Consider the following 16,635-nt stretch of genomic DNA (forward strand, 5'->3'; position numbering starts at 1 on the left):
CGGTATGTCTGTGCCCCATGTGGCGACTGACACTCTGCAATCGCGAGCAAGCTCACTCCTACAAAGATGCGTATGCGTGACAAAGGGTGTTCATTCCTTCAAAGCACGTACACAAAAACAAACAACCCCACCCACACCACGTCCACGAAGTGCCAATACCAACTGGCCGCCTCGAAACCGAATTGCTGTTCGGCGTTGAAGTGCCCGCGCAGGATGCGCATCAACATGACGAACAGGATGATCGTGCCGATGGTCACGTGGGCGCCGTGGAAGCCCGTGAGCATGAAGAAGGTCGCACCGTAGATGCCCGAGCCCAGGGTCAGGCCCAGTTCGGTGTAGGCCTCGTGGTACTCGATGGCTTGCAGGGTCAGGAAGGCGAGGCCCAGCAGGATGGTCAGCGCCAGCCACAGTTTCAGCGCGCCACGATGACCTTTTTTCAGGGCGTGGTGGGCGATGGTCACGGTCACGCTGGAGCTGACCAGAAAAATGGTGTTGATCAGCGGCAGGTGCCACGGGTCGATCACTTCCTTCGGCGGCGGGAACAGCTTGGGATCGGGCGTGTGCAGCAACGGCCAGACGTTCTGGAAGTTCGGCCAGAGCATGTGCGCGACGCCCTTGCTGCCTTCACCGCCCAGCGCCGGCAGGGTGATGTGGCGGACATAGAACAGCGCGCCGAAGAAAGCGACGAAGAACATCACTTCCGAGAAGATGAACCAGCTCATGCCCCAGCGGAACGAACGGTCCATCTGCGGGCTGTACAAACCCGCGCGGCCTTCCCTGACGACCGTGCCGAACCAGCCGAACATCATGTAGGCGACCATCAGCGCGCCCACGCAGAAGATCCATGGGCCATGGGAGTCGCGCCCGGCTTTCAGGGCCACCAGCCAGGTGCCCAGGCCATACATGGTGACGAACATGCCGAGGGTGGCAATGATCGGCCACTTGCTCTGCGCCGGAACGTAGTAATGCTCATGCGTTGCCATCTTGTGAATCTCCTCGGCCTTTCAGCCTTCGTCCCTAGCCGCCACCATTTTTGGAAGCGTCGGGCGCGACAGCGTGCGCCACGGGCGGCATGCGAGCGGTGATATCAAACAGCGTGTAAGCGAGCGTCAGGTGTTTCACGTCCCTGGGCAGATCGCGGTCGACAATGAAGCGCACCGGCATTTCGATACGCTCCCCCGGTTGCAGCATTTGCTGGGTGAAGCAGAAGCATTCGGTCTTGTGGAAATACACCGCAGCGGTGCTCGGCGAGATGCTGGGAATCGCCTGGGCGGTCATCGGCTTGTTGGTCGGGTTCTGCGCCACGAACAGCATTTCGTTGACCGCGCCGGGATGAACGTTCAGCTCCTGCGCCTTGGGATAGAAGCCCCAGACCATGTCCGATGCGTTGGTGGAGAGGAACTGCACGCGCACCTCGCGGCTGTCGTCGACCTGCTGGGTCTGGGTATATTGCCCGCCGGTCTTGCCGTTGATGCCCAGCGCCTTGCACATCACGTCGTACAGCGGCACCAGGGCAAAACCGAAGGCGAACATCACCGCCACCATAAACAGCAGGCGGATCACCAGACGCCGGGTGGGGCGCAGCGCGTCGCTCATGTCATTTCACTTCCGGTGGTGTCACGAAGGTGTGATACGGCGCCGGCGAAGGCACGGTCCACTCCAGACCATCAGCACCGTCCCAGGGTTTGGCCGGAGCAGGCGGGCCGCCGCGAATGGTCTTGATCACGATAAAGAGGAAGAAGATCTGCGTGGCGCCGAAGGTAAAGGCGCCGATCGACGACACCATGTTGAAGTCGGCGAACTGCAGGTTGTAGTCCGGCACCCGGCGCGGCATGCCGGCCAGCCCAACGAAGTGCATCGGGAAAAAGGCCATGTTCATGCCGATGAAGGACAGCCAGAAATGCAGCTTGCCCAAGGTTTCGTCGTACATGTGGCCGGTCCATTTGGGCAGCCAGTAATAGGCCGAGGCGAAGATGCCGAAAATCGCCCCCGGCACCAGCACGTAGTGGAAGTGCGCCACCACAAAATAGGTGTCCTGGTACTGGAAGTCGGCGGGCGCGATGGCCAGCATCAACCCGGAGAAGCCGCCGATGGTGAACAGGATGACGAAGGCCACGGCAAACAGCATCGGCGTCTCGAAGGTCAGTTCGCCCTGCCACATGGTGCTGACCCAGTTGAACACCTTCACCCCGGTCGGCACGGCAATGAGCATGGTCGCGTACATGAAGAACAGTTCGCCCACCAGCGGGATGCCGACCACGAACATGTGGTGCGCCCAGACGATGAACGACAGGAAGGCGATGCTCGCCGTGGCGTAGACCATCGAGGTGTAGCCGAACAGCGGCTTGCGCGAGAACGCCGGGATGATCGAACTGACCGCGCCGAACGCCGGCAGGATCATGATATACACCTCGGGGTGGCCGAAGAACCAGAACACATGCTGGAACAACACCGGGTCACCGCCACCGGCCGCGCTGAAGAAGCTGGTGTGGAAGTGGATGTCCATCAGCATCATGGTCACGCAGCCTGCCAGCACCGGCATCACCGCGATCAGCAGGAAGGCGGTGATCAGCCAGGTCCAGACGAACAGCGGCATTTTCATCAGGGTCATGCCGGGGGCGCGCAGGTTGAGGATGGTGGCGATCACGTTGATCGCGCCCATGATCGAGCTGATGCCCATCAGGTGAATGGCAAAGATGAAGAAGGTCACGCTTTCCGGGGCGAAGGTGGTCGACAGTGGCGCGTAGAAGGTCCAGCCGAAGTTGGGGCCGCCGCCGGGCATGAACAGCGTCGACACCAGCAGTAGAAAGGCCGCTGGCAGCAACCAGAAACTGAAGTTGTTCATCCGTGGCAGGGCCATGTCCGGCGCGCCGACCATCAGCGGAATCATCCAGTTGGCCAGGCCGACGAAGGCCGGCATCACCGCACCGAACACCATCACCAGCCCGTGCATGGTGGTCATCTGGTTGAAGAACGCCGGCTCGACAATCTGCAGCCCCGGCTGGAACAGCTCGGCGCGGATCACCATGGCGAAGGAGCCGCCGAGCAGGAACATGCAGAAGCTGAACCACAGGTACAGCGTGCCGATGTCCTTGTGGTTGGTGGTCAGCACCCAGCGCATCAGGCCCTTGGCCGGGCCGTGGGCATGGCCTTCGTGGCCATGGTCGTCAATCACTGCACTCATGTCCTGTCTCCTGCGAAACACTGACGGGTATTCACCGCTGTTGCCACGTCGTTGAATTCATTTGCTGCCGCGCGGCCTATCCCTGTGGGAGCGAATTCATTTGTCACCACGCCGCTTGCCCCTGTGGGAGCGAATTCATTCGCGATAGGCCGGTACATCCAGCGCATTTCTATCGCCCGTGCCACCGCTTCGCGAATGAATTCACTCCCACATAAAGGCGACCGGATTTCGACGATCTGGCTCATTTGCTTTCCGCCTGTTTGATCGCCAGCACGTCTTTGGGCGTGACCATGTCGCCCTTGTTGTTGCCCCACGCGTTGCGTTCGTAGGTGACGACGGCGGCGATGTCGACTTCCGACAGTTGCTTGCCGAAGGCGGCCATGGCCGTGCCGGGGCGGCCGTGATAGACGGTGGAGAGGTGTTCTTCTTTCGGCCCGAGCACGGTTTTCGAGCCCTTGAGCGCCGGGAACATCGGCGGCAGACCCTGACCTTCGGCCTGGTGACAGGCCGCACAGGTGGTGTGGTAGACCTTGTCGCCCTGGGCCACCAGTTCCTCAAGCGTCCAGTCCTTGCTGGTCAGCTCCTTGAGCTTGGCCGCTTCCTGCTTGCGCGCCGTCAGCCAGGTGTCGTAGTCGGCCTGGGTCTTGGCCTCGACCACGATCGGCATGAAGCCGTGGTCCTTGCCGCACAGTTCGGCGCACTGGCCGCGATAGATGCCGGGCTTCTCGATGCGCGTCCACGCTTCGTTGACGAAACCGGGGATGGCGTCGCGCTTGACCGCGAACGCCGGCACCCACCAGGAGTGGATGACGTCAGCGGAGGTCACCAGAAAGCGGATTTTCACGCCCACCGGCACCACCAGCGGCTGATCCACTTCCAGCAGGTAGTGTTCGCCCTTGGCTTCCTTGTTATGGATCTGATCGGCGGGGGTGGCCAGGTTGCTGAAGAACTCGACGTCCTGGCCCAGGTATTTGTAATTCCACTTCCACTGATACCCGGTCACCTGAATGTCCAGCCCCGACTCGGTGCTGTCATACATGCGGATCAGGGTTTTCGTAGCGGGGATCGCCATGACCACCAGAATCACCAGCGGCACGACCGTCCAGAGGATCTCGACCGTGGTGCTTTCGTGGAATTTGGCGGCAACCTGCCCGGTCGAGCGGCGATGAATGATCATCGACCAGAACATCACACCGAACACGATGATCCCGATCACCACACAGATCCAGAAGATGGTCATGTGCAGGTCGAAGACTTCGTGACTTACCTCGGTCGCTCCAGGTGCCATATTCGTGGTCCAGGCAGCGTGTGCCTGACCGAATATCGACGACAACAGGAGGCCCATCCAGACGTGTGGATGTCGCATCATTGCGGGTTCCCCTCTTGTTCTTCTTATTGCCAGCAGTCACTTGCGGGCGAGGGAGCGGTCGACAATCAGCTCGGGGACCGGGGCCAGGCCTGCACTTCCAGTGGAGACATTCATCAGCCTACTTCACACAAAGCCGAGTATAGACACGGCCAAACGGTCCGCAACGCGGTGGAGAAACGCCAAAAATTAGCTATACGCACGCGCGGTTACTGAGAAAAATCGACGTGTGAAGGGGAAAACCGGCCTTTTAATAGCCGATGCACATAACCATGAAGTTGTTATGACAATTACGTCTTAGCGCCTTTGCCAAGCAAGCTAACGTATGACTTCCCCTATAATGACAGCCAGGTTTTATTGCCCCATGGAGCATTCATGAACACCGCCGCATTGCGCGAGCAGATTACCCAGGCACAGGAACACGAGACAAAGACCGGCCAGCTACTGCGTCAACTCGAGTTGCAACTTCCCCATCTGCACCCTGCCATTCACCTGCCCGATGTCGACGCCCGAGGCGTGCTGGCACGTTTCGTCACGGCCTACATCGATCAGGTCCCGGATTTGTTGGACGCCGCTCATGAAGTGGCACAGCAGGCCGGTATCGAAAACCAGATCCAGCCGGTGCTGAAAATCGCCGAGCAGTTCTTCAGCGCGCCACCGGCCATCATGGAAGGCCACGAGGGCCTGGACAGCCTGCTGGACGAGGCCTATCTGGCCCATCGTCTGGTGGAAGAAGTGAACGACTTGTACATCAAGCACTTCGGCCAGCCGCTGATTCCGGTGAACACCACCGTCGCCAGCGTGATCGCTCACCAACTGATTGGCGAAGATTTCGCCAACCAGCTCGATGAAGTGGTGCACCACGCCATCGACGAGCTGCTGGACGAAGACAGCTTCTCGCTGGAGTCGGTGGAAGCCTACCGCGAGAAACTCGCCAGCGCCGAAACCGAAGCCGCGTGGAAACGCTGGCCAAGCCTGTCGCGCCAGCTGGGCGTGGGGCTTGAGATGGAATGCCCGAGAGACTGATATTCGCACCCTTGCCATGGCTTGCCACGCACCCTCTGTAGGAGCGCGCTTGCCCGCGATTACTGTCTCACGGACGCCACCATTTGTAGGAGTGAGCTTGCTCGCGATTGGTTTCTTCAGACACCTTGGCGGTGACAGGAAGAACCTATCGCGAGCAAGCTCACTCCTACAGGGTTATGTGCATTTCAATGCATCGCCGCCCCACCAATCGAGGTGCGAATCCGTCCTTCGACCCTGCGTTTGAGCAATCTTTGCTCAACGATCAGCCGTGAACCCTGCGCCGCATTGGCTCGGCCCCATTCTTCCAGCAGTTCCAGACAGGAATGGTCGATGTAGCTGAGGTTGCTCAGCGGCACATGCAAGGTCGTGCCTGGCGGCACGTTGGCCAGCGCCTGGGTCAGGGCCGGCACCTTGAGGAAGGTTGCCGCACCGGTCAGCCGCAGTTCCATCTCGCCCTCGGCAGGCAGGTCGACCAGGTTGATCTTCAGCCGCGAAGCGTTCAGCGCCAGTTTCACCAGGGTCAGGCCGAAACCGATCAGTACGCCAGTCAGCAGGTCGGTGAAGATGATCGCCCCCGCCGTCGCGGCGTAGATGAACATCGGCATGCGCCCATAACGGCCCAGGCCGCGCAGCGCCTTGAGGTCCACCAGCTTGACGCCGGTATACACCAGCACGCCTGCCAGACTCGCCACCGGAATGCTTTGCAGCACGCTGGACAGCAACAGCACGAACGCCAGCAGCCACAGGCCATGGAAGATCGAAGACATTCGGGTCTTGGCACCGGCCTGCACGTTGGCCGAGCTGCGCACGATCACGCCGGTCATCGGCAGCGCGCCAAGCACGCCACAGAGCATGTTGCCGACGCCTTGAGCACTCAGTTCCTTGTCGAAATCCGACCGCTGGCCGTCATGCATGCGGTCCACCGCCGCTGCCGACAGCAGGGTTTCGGCGCTGGCAATGAAAGCCACCGCAATGGCCGCGATCAGAATCGCCGGATTGGCCAGATTCATCAGGTCGGCAGGGCGCAGCCAGTCGATGGCCTCGGCAAGGTTCGCCGGCACCTCGACCCGATTGACGTCGAGGTTCATGAACAGGCTCACCGCCGTGGCGATCCCCACGCCCAACAACGCCCCTGGCACGAAACGCAGCGCCTGTGGCCGGCGTTTTTCCCACAGCCACATCACCGCGATGGTGCCCAGCCCGAGCAGGCCGGCCTGCATGCCGCTACCCGGGCCGACGGCGCCGAACAGGGTTTCCGGGAAGGCGATCAGGTTATCCAGCCCGGACGGTTTCGGTCCGCTGTCGAACATCACATGGGCCTGGGACAGCACGATCAGCACGCCGATACCGGCGAGCATGCCGTAGACCACTGCCGGTGCCGTCACGCGGAACCAGCAACCCAGCTTGAGGCGCCCGGCCAGCAATTGCAGAGCACCGGCGAGCAACAGAATCGGCCCGAGCATGGCCATGCCGTGTTCGCGCACCAGCTCGAACACCAATACCGCCAGCCCCGCCGCGGGGCCGCTGACCTGCAGCGGCGAACCGGCCAGCCAGCCGACCACGATGCCGCCAACGATCCCGGTGATCAGGCCCTTGGCCGGCGGCATGCCGGAGGCGATGGCAATCCCCATGCACAGCGGCAGCGCCACCAGAAACACCACCACGGAAGCCAGCAGCTCCCGTGGTAATACAGCTTTAAGATCTGAAACAGCCATGACGACTCTCCGCAAATTCTTCAGACGTGACAACGCCCGACGACCCGCGCAAAACGCGGCCGCCAGGTGCTTGAATGGGGTTGGAAGCGTCAGTGCCGACGCAGGCTCAAGCGTGTGAGCCTGCGTTCAATCGGCGGTCAGTAACGCGCGCGAGGCAGGGTTGCCATCGGGATAGGGTGATCGCCGTCCAGCGGCAGGAAACGGTCCTGCTCGGCGTCGTAAGCGCGAATTTCGCTGGTCTCGATGTTGTAGACCCAGCCATGGATGAACAGTTGACCGGCCGCTAGCTTCGAGGCCACCGACGGGTGAGTGCGCAGGTGTTGCAACTGGGCGATGACGTTCTCTTCGGTGAGCACGTGCATGGTTTCGTGTTCGCCGCTGCAGCTGCAGTTGTCCTGTACCACGGTCCGCGCCACTTCGGCATGACGCAGCCAGGCCTTAACCGTCGGCATCTTTTCCAGGGTGTGCGGGTTGAGTACGGCACGCATCGCGCCGCAGTCGGAGTGACCGCAGACGATGATGTGGTGAACGCCCAGCGCCATGACCGCGTATTCGATGGCGGTGGAGACGCCGCCGTTCATCGGGCCATAAGGTGGCACCACGTTGCCGACGTTACGGGTGACGAACAGGTCGCCCGGTGAACTTTGAGTAATGAGTTCCGGGACGATGCGGGAGTCCGCGCAGGTAATGAACATCGCCCGCGGGTGCTGCGCGGTGGCGAGTTTCTTGAACAGTTCTTCCTGTTCCGGGAAAACGTCATGACGGAAGTGCTTGAAGCCATCGACGATGTGCTGCAGCGCCACGTCGGCCGCTTCGTTTCCGGTGGAAGCCTCTGTCGTCGTTGCCCGAGGTTGTTTATCCCTGTTGCTCATGTCTCATCCTCTTTGACGGATTGAAGTGGATTTTCCAGTGATTGCCGTGGACGACCCACTTTTTTCTGGCATGACGGACAATTCCATCTGTACGCGACCAGCCGGTCACTTGGTAAGTACCCTAACGGCGAAAACTTAATTGAAACTGAATGCATCGCTCTAGCTCGGGGGTCTGGCTTAAGAAAATCTTAATCTCAAGCCCAAACGCAATCTCTTGTAGGAGCTGGCTCGTCCTGCGACCGACGGGGAACCCGTCGTAAAACCGGTGAACGCGATTTATCTGATAAACCGTGCATACAGAATTTACGACTGCTGCGCAGCCGGTCGCGGGACAAGCCACGCTCCTACAGGTCCGCGTCAGCCAATTCCTGCATGTTAAGACGGCACCCGAGTCACAACAGCGACATCTGCCCGCCAGGCGGGCAGAACGCCGTGCAATCGAGTTGCAGGCTGTCCCGCCGGTTCAGTCCCAGTTTCCTCACCGCAATACTGTAGCGCTGTGCCAGCAACTCGGCGAATACACCTTCACCGCGCATCCTCGAACCAAAACGGCTGTCGTACACCTGACCACCACGGCTCTGCCGCACCAGGCTCATCACATGCTCGGCGCGCTGCGGATAGTGCGCCTGCAACCACTCCTCGAACAGCGGCGCCACTTCCAATGGCAGGCGCAACATCACGTAGCTGGCGCTCAGAGCACCGGCGGCCTTGGCTTCGGCCATGAGTTTTTCCAGCTCCATGTCGTTGATCATCGGAATGATCGGCGCCAGCAGCACGCCCACCGGTACGCCGGCATCGCGTAGCACCCGGATCGCTCGCAGCCGGGCTTTCGGTGCTGCCGCCCGGGGTTCAAGGATGCGCTTGAGTTCGTCGTCCAGCGAGGTCAGGCTGATGAACACCGACACCAGCCGCTGCTTCGCCAGTTCGGCCAGCAGGTCCAAATCCCGCAGGATCAGCGAGCCCTTGGTGATGATGGTCACCGGATGGCGATAACGCAGCAGCACCTCCAGCGTGGCGCGGGTCAGCTTGTGCTCGCGCTCGATGGGTTGATAGGGATCGGTGTTGGCGCCCAGGGTGATCGGCGCGACGGTGTAGCCGGGTTTCGACAGTTGCTGTTCGAGCAGCGCGGCAGCGTTGGTCTTGGCAATCAGCTTGGTTTCGAAATCCAGCCCCGGCGACATATCCCAATAGGCGTGGCTGGGCCTTGCGTAGCAATAGATGCAGCCATGTTCGCAGCCGCGATAGGGATTGATCGAGCGGTCGAAGGGAATGTCCGGCGATGAATTGCGCGCAATGATGCTCTTGGCGGTTTCCAGGGTGACCGTGGTGCCCTGGGTCAGCGGCACTTCCTGATACCAGCCGTCGTCCTCGACCACCGAACGGTGCGGGGCGAAGCGATTGTGCGGGTTGGTCGCGGTGCCGCGGCCGCGCGGGGGCAGGGAAGTGGACATGCGCGCCTCTCGATTACTGTTCATTCATACAGTATCGCGAAACCTGCAAGACCTCTACGCCCGTCATGGAAAAAGCCTTCGAGGGCCGATCAATGGCATTCAACGAAGTTTTGACATTGGCCTGACATCGCCTTGACCCCGCCCAGCCGAGACTCGCCGCTTCCGTCAAACCCGCCCCCTACGGTAAGTCCGATGCGCCTTCGCCTGTACGCTCCGTTGCTGGCCATGCTGCTGGCCGTTCCCACGTTGTCCCACGCCGACGACTCACTCGCCGCGACGCCATCCCGGCCAGCGCAATGGGCGCAGCCGGTCGACCCGCATTACAACCTGTACCGCATCACCCCGACGCTGTACCGCAGCCGTCAGCCGGACGCCAGCGCGCAACCGCTGTTGCAGCAACTGGGCGTACACACGGTGGTGAATTTCATCAAGGAGAGCGACAGCAAATGGCTGAGCGACCCGTCCGTGGTGCAGGTGCAGATTCCGCTGCAGACCGTCCACGTCGACGATGCCGACATGCTGCAAAGCCTGCGGGCGATTCAGGCGGCCCAGGCGAACGGGCCGGTGTTGATCCACTGCAAGCACGGCCTGGACCGCACCGGGCTGGTCTCGGCGATGTACCGGATCGTCGTGCAGGGCTGGAGCAAGGAGGCGGCGCTGGATGAGATGGAGCACGGCGGCTTCGGCGACCAGGACAACCTCAAGCACGGCATCGACTACATCGAGAAGGCCGATGTCGCCGCGCTGAAAGCGGCATTGGACAGTGGCGCGTGCAGCACCAGCAAATTCGCGGCGTGCTCGCTAAAGGGCTGGTTTCAGAAAACCGATGTGGTGGGGGTGCCGACGATTTTGTGGCGGCTTTGATGCGCAGAGACCTGTAAGAGCGCGCTTGCCCGCGATTGGGTATTTGAATGCGATCCCTTGTAGGAGTGAGCTTGCTCGCGATTCATTCGTCCAGACATCACATGTGTGTCTGACAAATTGCAATCGCGAGCAAGCTCACTCCTACAGGGTTGGGGATCAAATTACTGCGGATCCACCGGCTTCTTCAATTTCGGATTGGGGAAGAACTGCACCCCCTGCACCTTCGGATTGGCCGGCTTGGCTTTTTCCTGGTTGACCCGCGTGCCCAGTTCTTTCGGAACCGACTGACCCTGGGCATTGAGCGTGTCCACGTAGCCGCAGTGCACGCACTCGCGGTGCGGCACGTCGTCTTCGCTCCACATCATCAACTTGTCGGGCTCGCTGCACGCCGGGCAGACCGCCCCGGCGATAAAGCGTTTCTTGGTGATCACGTGCGGTGTATCGGTCATGCTGCCGCTTCCTCGCTCAGGCCGGAATGGCGCAAGAGTGCGTCAATCGAAGGCTCGCGTCCGCGGAAGTCGACGAACAGCACCATCGGCGCCTGCGAACCGCCACGGGCCAGAATCGCTTCACGGAAGGCGCGGCCGGTTTCGGCATTGAGCACGCCGTCTTCCTCAAAACGCGAGAAGGCGTCAGCCGACAGCACTTCCGCCCATTTGTAGCTGTAATAACCCGCCGCGTAACCGCCGGCGAAGATGTGCGCAAAGCTGTTGGGGAAGCGGTTGTACGCCGGAGGACGCATGACCGACACCTCGTCGCGCACGCCTTCGAGCACTTGCAGGGTGGTACGGCCGTCGCCGTGGGTGGCGTGCAGTTCGAAGTCGAACAGCGAGAACTCCAGCTGACGGACCATCATCAGGCCGGACTGGAAGTTTTTCGCCGCCAGCATTTTCTCCAGCAGATCCTGTGGCAGTGGCTCGCCGGTTTCATAATGGCCGGAAATCAGCGCCAGACCTTCCGGCTCCCAGCACCAGTTTTCCATGAACTGGCTCGGCAGCTCGACCGCGTCCCACGCCACGCCGTTGATGCCCGAGGCACCGGCATGTTCGACGCGGGTCAGCAGGTGGTGCAGGCCATGGCCGAACTCGTGGAACAGGGTGGTCACTTCATCGTGGGTCAGCAGGGCAGGCTTGCCGCCGACCGCCGGGGTGAAGTTGCACACCAGATTGGCCACCGGGCTTTGCAGCGAACCGGCCGAGGTGCGGCGACGGTCGCGGGCGCCGTCCATCCACGCACCGCCACGCTTGTTGGCGCGGGCATAGAGGTCGAAGAAGAAACGGCCGACGTGCTCGCCGTTTTCCTTGATTTCGAACAGGCGGACATCCGGGTGCCAAGTGTCGAAGCCTTTCTGCTCGGCGATTTCAATGCCGTACAGTTTTTGCACAATGGCAAACAGGCCGCTCAACACTTTGTCGATCGGGAAGTACGCGCGCAGGGCTTCCTGCGACACGCTGTAGCGCTGTTCGCGCAGCTTCTCGCCGTAGAAACCGCTGTCCCAGCTCTGCAGGTCCGGGCAGCCCTGTTCGGCGGCGTAGGCCTTGAGCTGTTGCAGATCCTGGGTGGCAAACGGCTTGCTGCGCTTGGCCAGGTCGCGCAGGAAGCTCAGCACCTGGTCGCTGGACTCGGCCATCTTGGTCGCCAGGCTCAGCTCGGAGAAGCTGGCAAAGCCCAACAGTTTCGCCAGTTCCTGACGCAGATCGAGGATCTGCTCCATCACCGGGCCGTTGTCGTTCTTGCCGGCGTTCGGGCCTTGGTCCGAGGCGCGGGTGCAGTAGGCGGCGTAGACTTCTTCACGCAGCGCACGGTCCTGGGCGTAGGTCATCACCGCGTAGTAGCTCGGGAATTCCAGGGTGATCAGGTAGCCGTCCAGGTCTTTGGCCTGGGCGGCGGCAGCCATTTGCGCCTTGGCCGAATCGGTCAGGCCGGCGAGGGCGGCTTCGTCGGTGACGTGCTTGGTCCAGGCTTGCGTGGCGTCGAGCAACTGGTTGGAGAACTGGCTGCCCAGCTCGGACAGTTTGCTCTGCACCTCGGCGTAACGCTTTTGCTGCTCTGGCGGCAGGTCGATGCCCGACAGACGGAAGTCACGCAGGGCGTGTTCCAGAATGGTTTTCTGCGCCACGTCGAAACCGGTGGCTTCCGGGCTGTTGGCCAGGGCTTCATAGGCCTGGAACAGCTCGCGGTTCTGGCCCATTTCCGTGGAGTAGGCGCTCAGGCCCGGCAGGCACGACTCATAGGCTTCGCGCAGCTCGGCGCTGTTGCACACGGCGTTGAGGTGGCTGACCGGGCTCCAGGCAGCGCCCAGGCGGTCGTTCAGCTCGTCCATCGCCAGCACCAGGCCGGCCCAGGTGGGCTGCGAACCTTGCTTGGCGAGGATGTCGGCAATCGCGGCGCGGTTGTCGGCAAGAATCTGGTCAATGGCAGGTTTTACGTGCTCGGCGCGGATCGCCGAGAAAGGTGGCAGGTCGTAGGATTGCAAAAGAGGGTTGTTCGCGCTCACGGTTTGGCACCTTGGCTGGAAGAAACACCTGAGCATCTTAATTACAATCGGCGCTGACCGCAGCTATCAGCACCAGAGAAGGAGCCTATTGTGGCTATTCGCACGTTCCAGAATCACACCCCCGCCCTCGGCGAGCGGGCCTTTGTCGACCATTCGGCGGTGGTTATCGGCGATGTCGAGATCGGCGCCGACAGTTCGGTGTGGCCGCTGACGGTGATTCGCGGCGACATGCACCGCATCCGCATCGGCGCGCGCACCAGCGTGCAGGATGGCAGCGTGTTGCACATCACCCACGCCGGCCCTTTCAACCCGGACGGTTTTCCGCTGCTGATCGGCGACGAAGTGACCATCGGCCATAAAGTCATGCTGCACGGTTGCACCATCGGCAGCCGCATCCTGATCGGCATGGGCAGCACGATCATGGACGGCGCCGTGGTCGAAGACGAAGTGATCATCGGCGCCGGCAGCCTCGTTCCCCCGGGCAAACGCCTGGAGAGCGGCTTTCTCTACGTTGGCCGGCCGGTGAAACAGGTGCGCCCGCTGACCGAGAAGGAAATCGCCTTCTTCCCTTACAGCGCGAGCAATTACGTGAAGCTCAAGGACCAGCATCTGGCCGAAGGTTTCGACAAACCCTGCTGAACACGACTATTTGTGCCTGACCAGCACTTGTGGGAGCGAATTCATTCGCGAGAGGACGGTACATCCGACACATCTCTATCGGCTGCACCTCAGCATCGCGAATGAATTCGCTCCCACAGGTCATCCGATTCCCACTCAATTCGGCTGAAAAACATGCATTACCAGAACATCCTCTTCGACCTGGACGGCACCCTGACCGACCCGCGCGAAGGCATCACCCGCTCCATTCAGTTCGCCCTGAGCAAACTGGGTATCGACGAACCGGACATCACCCGCCTGGAGCACTTCATCGGCCCGCCGCTGTTGCAGCAGTTCATGCGCGCCTACGACTTCGACGAAGCCAAAGCCTGGGAAGCGGTGGGCTTCTACCGCGAGCGCTTCAAGGTCACCGGCCTCTACGAGAACCTGGTGTTCGACGGCGTTTTCGAATTGCTGGATTTGCTGTCGGATCAAGGCCGTACGCTGTTCATCGCCACGTCCAAGCCTTGGGTGTTCGCCCATGAAATCGCCCGGCATTTCGACTTTGCCCGGCACTTCAAGCTGATCTACGGCAGCGAACTGGACGGCACCCGTACCGACAAGGTTGAGCTGATCCGTCATCTGCTGGACGAGGAAAAGCTCGATCCGAAACAGACCCTGATGATCGGCGACCGCAAACACGACCTGATCGGCGGCAAGCGCAACGGGCTGGACACAGTGGCGGTGGGCTATGGCTTTGGCAGTCGGGAAGAGCTGGAAGCGGAGGCGCCGACGTATCACTTCGATACTGTGAAGGAATTGCATCAGGCGTTTTTGAGATCCGGGTCCCTTCGCGGGTAAATCCACTCCCACAATGACCCCACCATCCCCTGTAGGAGTGAGCTTGCTCGCGATTCGTTTTTCCAGGCGCTGCAAATGCGTCCGACACGACGCAATCGCGAGCAAGCTCACTCCTACAATTCTTGGTACGTGTTCAACCGCTCCAACGCAACCTTGCGCTGATCCTTCGGCAATTTGCCGAGCTTTTCGACGGCGGTAAAAAACGCCGGCCAATCGCCGTTCACCTGCTTGAACAACGCCGCAAACGCTGGCGTCCATTGGTCGTACAAACCGATCGGCAACAACCGCGCGTTGTTCATCGGCGCGTACACCCAAGCATCGAAGCGCTTGTCGCCACCCCACTGGCTGTCGCGCATCTGCTGGTAATCACGCCGCAGACGATCGAACTCGGCGGCCTTGCGCTGGCGCATGACCTCGGCGCTCAGCGGTTCGGCGTACAAGGTTTTCAGGCGCCCACGGGTGGCGAGCACCAGCCCGGTCAACTGGTCGCGGCGTTGCGTTTCCGAGGTCACGCCTTCCGCCGGCAAGCCACGGGCCTCGCGCCATTGCCGGGTGCCTTCCTGCTCGACGAAGGTGGCGTAGGACTCGTTGAACTCGCTGTCGTCCTTCACATAAAAGCGCTGGTGCGCCAGTTCGTGGAAGATCAGCGTCGCCAGACGCTCATCGCCCCAGTTCATCATCGAACTGATGATCGGGTCATTGAACCAGCCCAGGGTCGAGTAAGCCTCCACGCCGCTGACGTACACGTCCTTGCCGTCGAGCTTCTGGAGCGCCGCCTCGCCCCGCGCCGCGTTCTGGTTGTAATAGCCGCGATAAGCCACGCAGCCGGCGATGGGGAAGCAGTGGGTCACCGGGTCGAGGGAAAATTCGCCAGTGGCGAACACGTTCCATACCACGTAAGGCCGGTGAATGTCGGCGAACAGGCGATAACTCTGGTTATCCGGCAGGTGCAGATGTTGGCTGGCAAACTCGCGGGCTGCCTGAGCCTTGCGCAAATGTTCGCGCAGCTTCCCATCGCGGGACGGGTCGGCGATCACCTTGTCCACCGGCTCGCGGGCACGCAGCAGCGCCAACTGCCCGTCAGCCAGTTGCGTGTAATAGGTAAGACTGGAGCATCCGCCGAGGAGTAAAATGGCCAGCATCGGCGCGGCACGCTGGAACCACCACATCGTCAATCGAATCATGCAGCGGCCTTAACGTCGAAATACATGAAGGGTATAAAGCCCCAGCGTTATGCCGCAGAGCCGGCCCCTGACGCAACCACCCCTGTCCGAATGCGGAGTCTGTCATGCGCCTGCCCCTGTCGATCATAGCCCTGAGCCTGCTGGCCGGATGCGCCGGACCGTTGCCGGCGGTCGATCCGCAACAAGCCTGGGTCGACCTGCACACCTTCACCGGCAAGACGCTGATGGCCGACAAACTCGACGGCAAGCGCACCGAAGACGGCCGCTATTTTCAGGTGACGCCGGGCAAGCACAAGCTGGAAGTGCGCTACGACTATGAATACGCCTCCGGCGGCATCGGCCTGTCGATGGACATCTACAGCGAACTGACCTGCTACGTCACCATCAACTACGACCACTTCGAGGCCGGCCACCGCTACCGCCTGGACGTGCGCCACATCGCCAACAGCATCGATGCGCAGCTGCGTGACGAACAGCGCAAGGTGCTGGCGGAAGAGGGCGAGATTTTCTGTATTCAGTGATGACTTGAACGTCGGGCTTGCGCGGTCCGGCTTTTGATTCTGGCCAAAGGCCGTGGGAGCCGGCTTGCTGGCGAATGCGTCAGGTCAGACGTTGCAGCGTTGAATGACACACTGTATTCGCCAGCAAGCCGGCTCCCACGCCGTTGGCAGAAGCAGGCCATGCCCTACCGATCATTCTTCTGATAAATGATCTTTTTCGTGCCGTTTTCACACGAACCCACGACCATGTTCTGATCGTGAACTTCGTCATTGCGGACAATCTCCAGGGTGTAGGAACTGACATTCTGCGCCTGGATCTTGGCTTCGATTTCCGCCTTGAGTTCTTCGCACGGCTTGGGTGCGGCGAAGACACCTGCCGTCTGGACGATCAGTGCGCTGGCGATCAGGGATAACACAATGCGTTTCATGCTCGACTCCTTGCTGCCGCTCCAATGCAGCGGCACTGCATCTGACCTTCAACACCCCGAACGGGTTCTACACGCTGCGCAATGAAAATG

General features: G+C 61.1%; 17 protein-coding genes. 5 read left to right on the forward strand and 12 right to left on the reverse strand.

The window, feature by feature from the left end; all coding sequences use genetic code 11:
- Positions 1–98: 98 nt before the first annotated feature.
- From ACIPL0_RS25670 to coxB, 5 genes are read right to left on the reverse strand one after another with little or no spacing between them, the layout of a single operon-like run.
- On the reverse strand, positions 99–983 hold the full coding sequence (locus ACIPL0_RS25670) for a cytochrome c oxidase subunit 3 (RefSeq protein WP_400600901.1): 885 nt from the start codon (positions 981–983) through the stop codon (positions 99–101).
- Between the two features lie 34 nt (positions 984–1,017).
- Entirely contained in the window at positions 1,018–1,596 is a 579-nt protein-coding gene (locus ACIPL0_RS25675; RefSeq protein WP_400600899.1) for a cytochrome c oxidase assembly protein, read from the reverse strand.
- A gap of 1 nt (position 1,597) precedes the next feature.
- Complete coding sequence (gene ctaD / locus ACIPL0_RS25680) at positions 1,598–3,184, reverse strand: cytochrome c oxidase subunit I (RefSeq protein WP_400600897.1); 1,587 nt, start codon at positions 3,182–3,184, stop codon at positions 1,598–1,600.
- Positions 3,181–3,429: a hypothetical protein gene (locus ACIPL0_RS25685; RefSeq protein ID WP_400600895.1), complete on the reverse strand. Its 249-nt coding sequence runs from the start codon at positions 3,427–3,429 to the stop codon at positions 3,181–3,183. Before ACIPL0_RS25685 ends, ctaD begins: the two co-directional genes overlap by 4 nt.
- Positions 3,426–4,553 (reverse strand): cytochrome c oxidase subunit II, encoded by a 1,128-nt coding sequence (gene coxB, locus ACIPL0_RS25690; protein ID WP_400600893.1) that lies wholly within the window; start codon positions 4,551–4,553, stop codon positions 3,426–3,428. The genes ACIPL0_RS25685 and coxB overlap by 4 nt, the downstream gene beginning before the upstream one ends.
- Before the next feature lie 372 nt (positions 4,554–4,925).
- Between coxB and ACIPL0_RS25695 the strand changes: the two genes are divergently transcribed.
- Positions 4,926–5,576, forward strand: a complete 651-nt coding sequence (locus tag ACIPL0_RS25695) for a hypothetical protein (RefSeq protein ID WP_400600891.1) — start codon at positions 4,926–4,928, stop codon at positions 5,574–5,576.
- A gap of 185 nt (positions 5,577–5,761) precedes the next feature.
- Here ACIPL0_RS25695 and ACIPL0_RS25700 read toward each other — a convergent pair whose 3' ends face one another.
- The 3 genes from ACIPL0_RS25700 to ACIPL0_RS25710 all read right to left on the reverse strand — a co-directional run bounded on the left by ACIPL0_RS25700 (position 5,762) and on the right by ACIPL0_RS25710 (position 9,614).
- On the reverse strand, positions 5,762–7,291 hold the full coding sequence (locus ACIPL0_RS25700; RefSeq protein WP_400600889.1) for a SulP family inorganic anion transporter: 1,530 nt from the start codon (positions 7,289–7,291) through the stop codon (positions 5,762–5,764).
- A gap of 137 nt (positions 7,292–7,428) precedes the next feature.
- Positions 7,429–8,163: a carbonic anhydrase gene (locus ACIPL0_RS25705; RefSeq protein WP_400600887.1), complete on the reverse strand. Its 735-nt coding sequence runs from the start codon at positions 8,161–8,163 to the stop codon at positions 7,429–7,431.
- A 392-nt stretch (positions 8,164–8,555) separates the two neighbouring features.
- Positions 8,556–9,614 (reverse strand): PA0069 family radical SAM protein, encoded by a 1,059-nt coding sequence (locus ACIPL0_RS25710; protein ID WP_400600885.1) that lies wholly within the window; start codon positions 9,612–9,614, stop codon positions 8,556–8,558.
- Between the two features lie 192 nt (positions 9,615–9,806).
- Between ACIPL0_RS25710 and ACIPL0_RS25715 the strand changes: the two genes are divergently transcribed.
- Positions 9,807–10,478 (forward strand): dual specificity protein phosphatase family protein, encoded by a 672-nt coding sequence (locus ACIPL0_RS25715; protein ID WP_400600883.1) that lies wholly within the window; start codon positions 9,807–9,809, stop codon positions 10,476–10,478.
- A 161-nt stretch (positions 10,479–10,639) separates the two neighbouring features.
- Here ACIPL0_RS25715 and ACIPL0_RS25720 read toward each other — a convergent pair whose 3' ends face one another.
- Both ACIPL0_RS25720 and prlC read right to left on the reverse strand, forming a co-directional pair.
- On the reverse strand, positions 10,640–10,927 hold the full coding sequence (locus ACIPL0_RS25720; protein WP_400600881.1) for a YheV family putative zinc ribbon protein: 288 nt from the start codon (positions 10,925–10,927) through the stop codon (positions 10,640–10,642).
- Complete coding sequence (gene prlC / locus ACIPL0_RS25725; protein WP_400731620.1) at positions 10,924–12,975, reverse strand: oligopeptidase A; 2,052 nt, start codon at positions 12,973–12,975, stop codon at positions 10,924–10,926. The genes ACIPL0_RS25720 and prlC overlap by 4 nt, the downstream gene beginning before the upstream one ends.
- 90 nt (positions 12,976–13,065) lie before the next feature.
- On the opposite strand from prlC, the gene ACIPL0_RS25730 reads away from it, so the two are divergent.
- Complete coding sequence (locus ACIPL0_RS25730; RefSeq protein ID WP_400600877.1) at positions 13,066–13,614, forward strand: gamma carbonic anhydrase family protein; 549 nt, start codon at positions 13,066–13,068, stop codon at positions 13,612–13,614.
- A 153-nt stretch (positions 13,615–13,767) separates the two neighbouring features.
- Positions 13,768–14,433, forward strand: coding sequence for an HAD family hydrolase (locus tag ACIPL0_RS25735; protein WP_400600875.1), 666 nt, complete (start codon positions 13,768–13,770; stop codon positions 14,431–14,433).
- Positions 14,434–14,546: 113 nt separating this feature from the next.
- Here the strand turns inward: ACIPL0_RS25735 and ACIPL0_RS25740 are convergent, their stop codons facing one another.
- The gene (locus tag ACIPL0_RS25740) at positions 14,547–15,617 is read right to left on the reverse strand and encodes an aminopeptidase (protein WP_400600873.1); all 1,071 of its coding nucleotides are present in this window, start codon (positions 15,615–15,617) and stop codon (positions 14,547–14,549) included.
- A 104-nt stretch (positions 15,618–15,721) separates the two neighbouring features.
- Between ACIPL0_RS25740 and ACIPL0_RS25745 the strand changes: the two genes are divergently transcribed.
- Positions 15,722–16,138: a hypothetical protein gene (locus tag ACIPL0_RS25745; protein ID WP_400600871.1), complete on the forward strand. Its 417-nt coding sequence runs from the start codon at positions 15,722–15,724 to the stop codon at positions 16,136–16,138.
- Positions 16,139–16,302: 164 nt separating this feature from the next.
- Here the strand turns inward: ACIPL0_RS25745 and ACIPL0_RS25750 are convergent, their stop codons facing one another.
- Positions 16,303–16,545 (reverse strand): DUF1161 domain-containing protein, encoded by a 243-nt coding sequence (locus tag ACIPL0_RS25750; protein ID WP_400731621.1) that lies wholly within the window; start codon positions 16,543–16,545, stop codon positions 16,303–16,305.
- Between the last annotated feature and the right edge of the window lie 90 nt (positions 16,546–16,635).

Source organism: Pseudomonas sp. NPDC090208 (assembly GCF_044746785.1).
Lineage (GTDB): Bacteria > Pseudomonadota > Gammaproteobacteria > Pseudomonadales > Pseudomonadaceae > Aquipseudomonas.

Excerpts from the sequence above, each read along its gene's own strand:
- ACIPL0_RS25670 (WP_400600901.1), bottom strand. The coding sequence starts at position 983 with ATGGCAACGCATGAGCATTACTACGTTCCGGCGCAGAGCAAGTGGCCG.
- ACIPL0_RS25745 (WP_400600871.1), top strand. The coding sequence starts at position 15,722 with ATGCGCCTGCCCCTGTCGATCATAGCCCTGAGCCTGCTGGCCGGATGC.
- ACIPL0_RS25685 (WP_400600895.1), bottom strand. The coding sequence starts at position 3,429 with ATGAGCCAGATCGTCGAAATCCGGTCGCCTTTATGTGGGAGTGAATTC.
- ACIPL0_RS25715 (WP_400600883.1), top strand. The coding sequence starts at position 9,807 with ATGCGCCTTCGCCTGTACGCTCCGTTGCTGGCCATGCTGCTGGCCGTT.
- ACIPL0_RS25710 (WP_400600885.1), bottom strand. The coding sequence starts at position 9,614 with ATGTCCACTTCCCTGCCCCCGCGCGGCCGCGGCACCGCGACCAACCCG.
- ACIPL0_RS25750 (WP_400731621.1), bottom strand. The coding sequence starts at position 16,545 with ATGAAACGCATTGTGTTATCCCTGATCGCCAGCGCACTGATCGTCCAG.
- ACIPL0_RS25720 (WP_400600881.1), bottom strand. The coding sequence starts at position 10,927 with ATGACCGATACACCGCACGTGATCACCAAGAAACGCTTTATCGCCGGG.
- ACIPL0_RS25740 (WP_400600873.1), bottom strand. The coding sequence starts at position 15,617 with ATGATTCGATTGACGATGTGGTGGTTCCAGCGTGCCGCGCCGATGCTG.
- coxB (WP_400600893.1), bottom strand. The coding sequence starts at position 4,553 with ATGATGCGACATCCACACGTCTGGATGGGCCTCCTGTTGTCGTCGATA.
- ACIPL0_RS25675 (WP_400600899.1), bottom strand. The coding sequence starts at position 1,596 with ATGAGCGACGCGCTGCGCCCCACCCGGCGTCTGGTGATCCGCCTGCTG.
- ACIPL0_RS25735 (WP_400600875.1), top strand. The coding sequence starts at position 13,768 with ATGCATTACCAGAACATCCTCTTCGACCTGGACGGCACCCTGACCGAC.
- ACIPL0_RS25705 (WP_400600887.1), bottom strand. The coding sequence starts at position 8,163 with ATGAGCAACAGGGATAAACAACCTCGGGCAACGACGACAGAGGCTTCC.
- ACIPL0_RS25700 (WP_400600889.1), bottom strand. The coding sequence starts at position 7,291 with ATGGCTGTTTCAGATCTTAAAGCTGTATTACCACGGGAGCTGCTGGCT.
- ACIPL0_RS25695 (WP_400600891.1), top strand. The coding sequence starts at position 4,926 with ATGAACACCGCCGCATTGCGCGAGCAGATTACCCAGGCACAGGAACAC.
- ctaD (WP_400600897.1), bottom strand. The coding sequence starts at position 3,184 with ATGAGTGCAGTGATTGACGACCATGGCCACGAAGGCCATGCCCACGGC.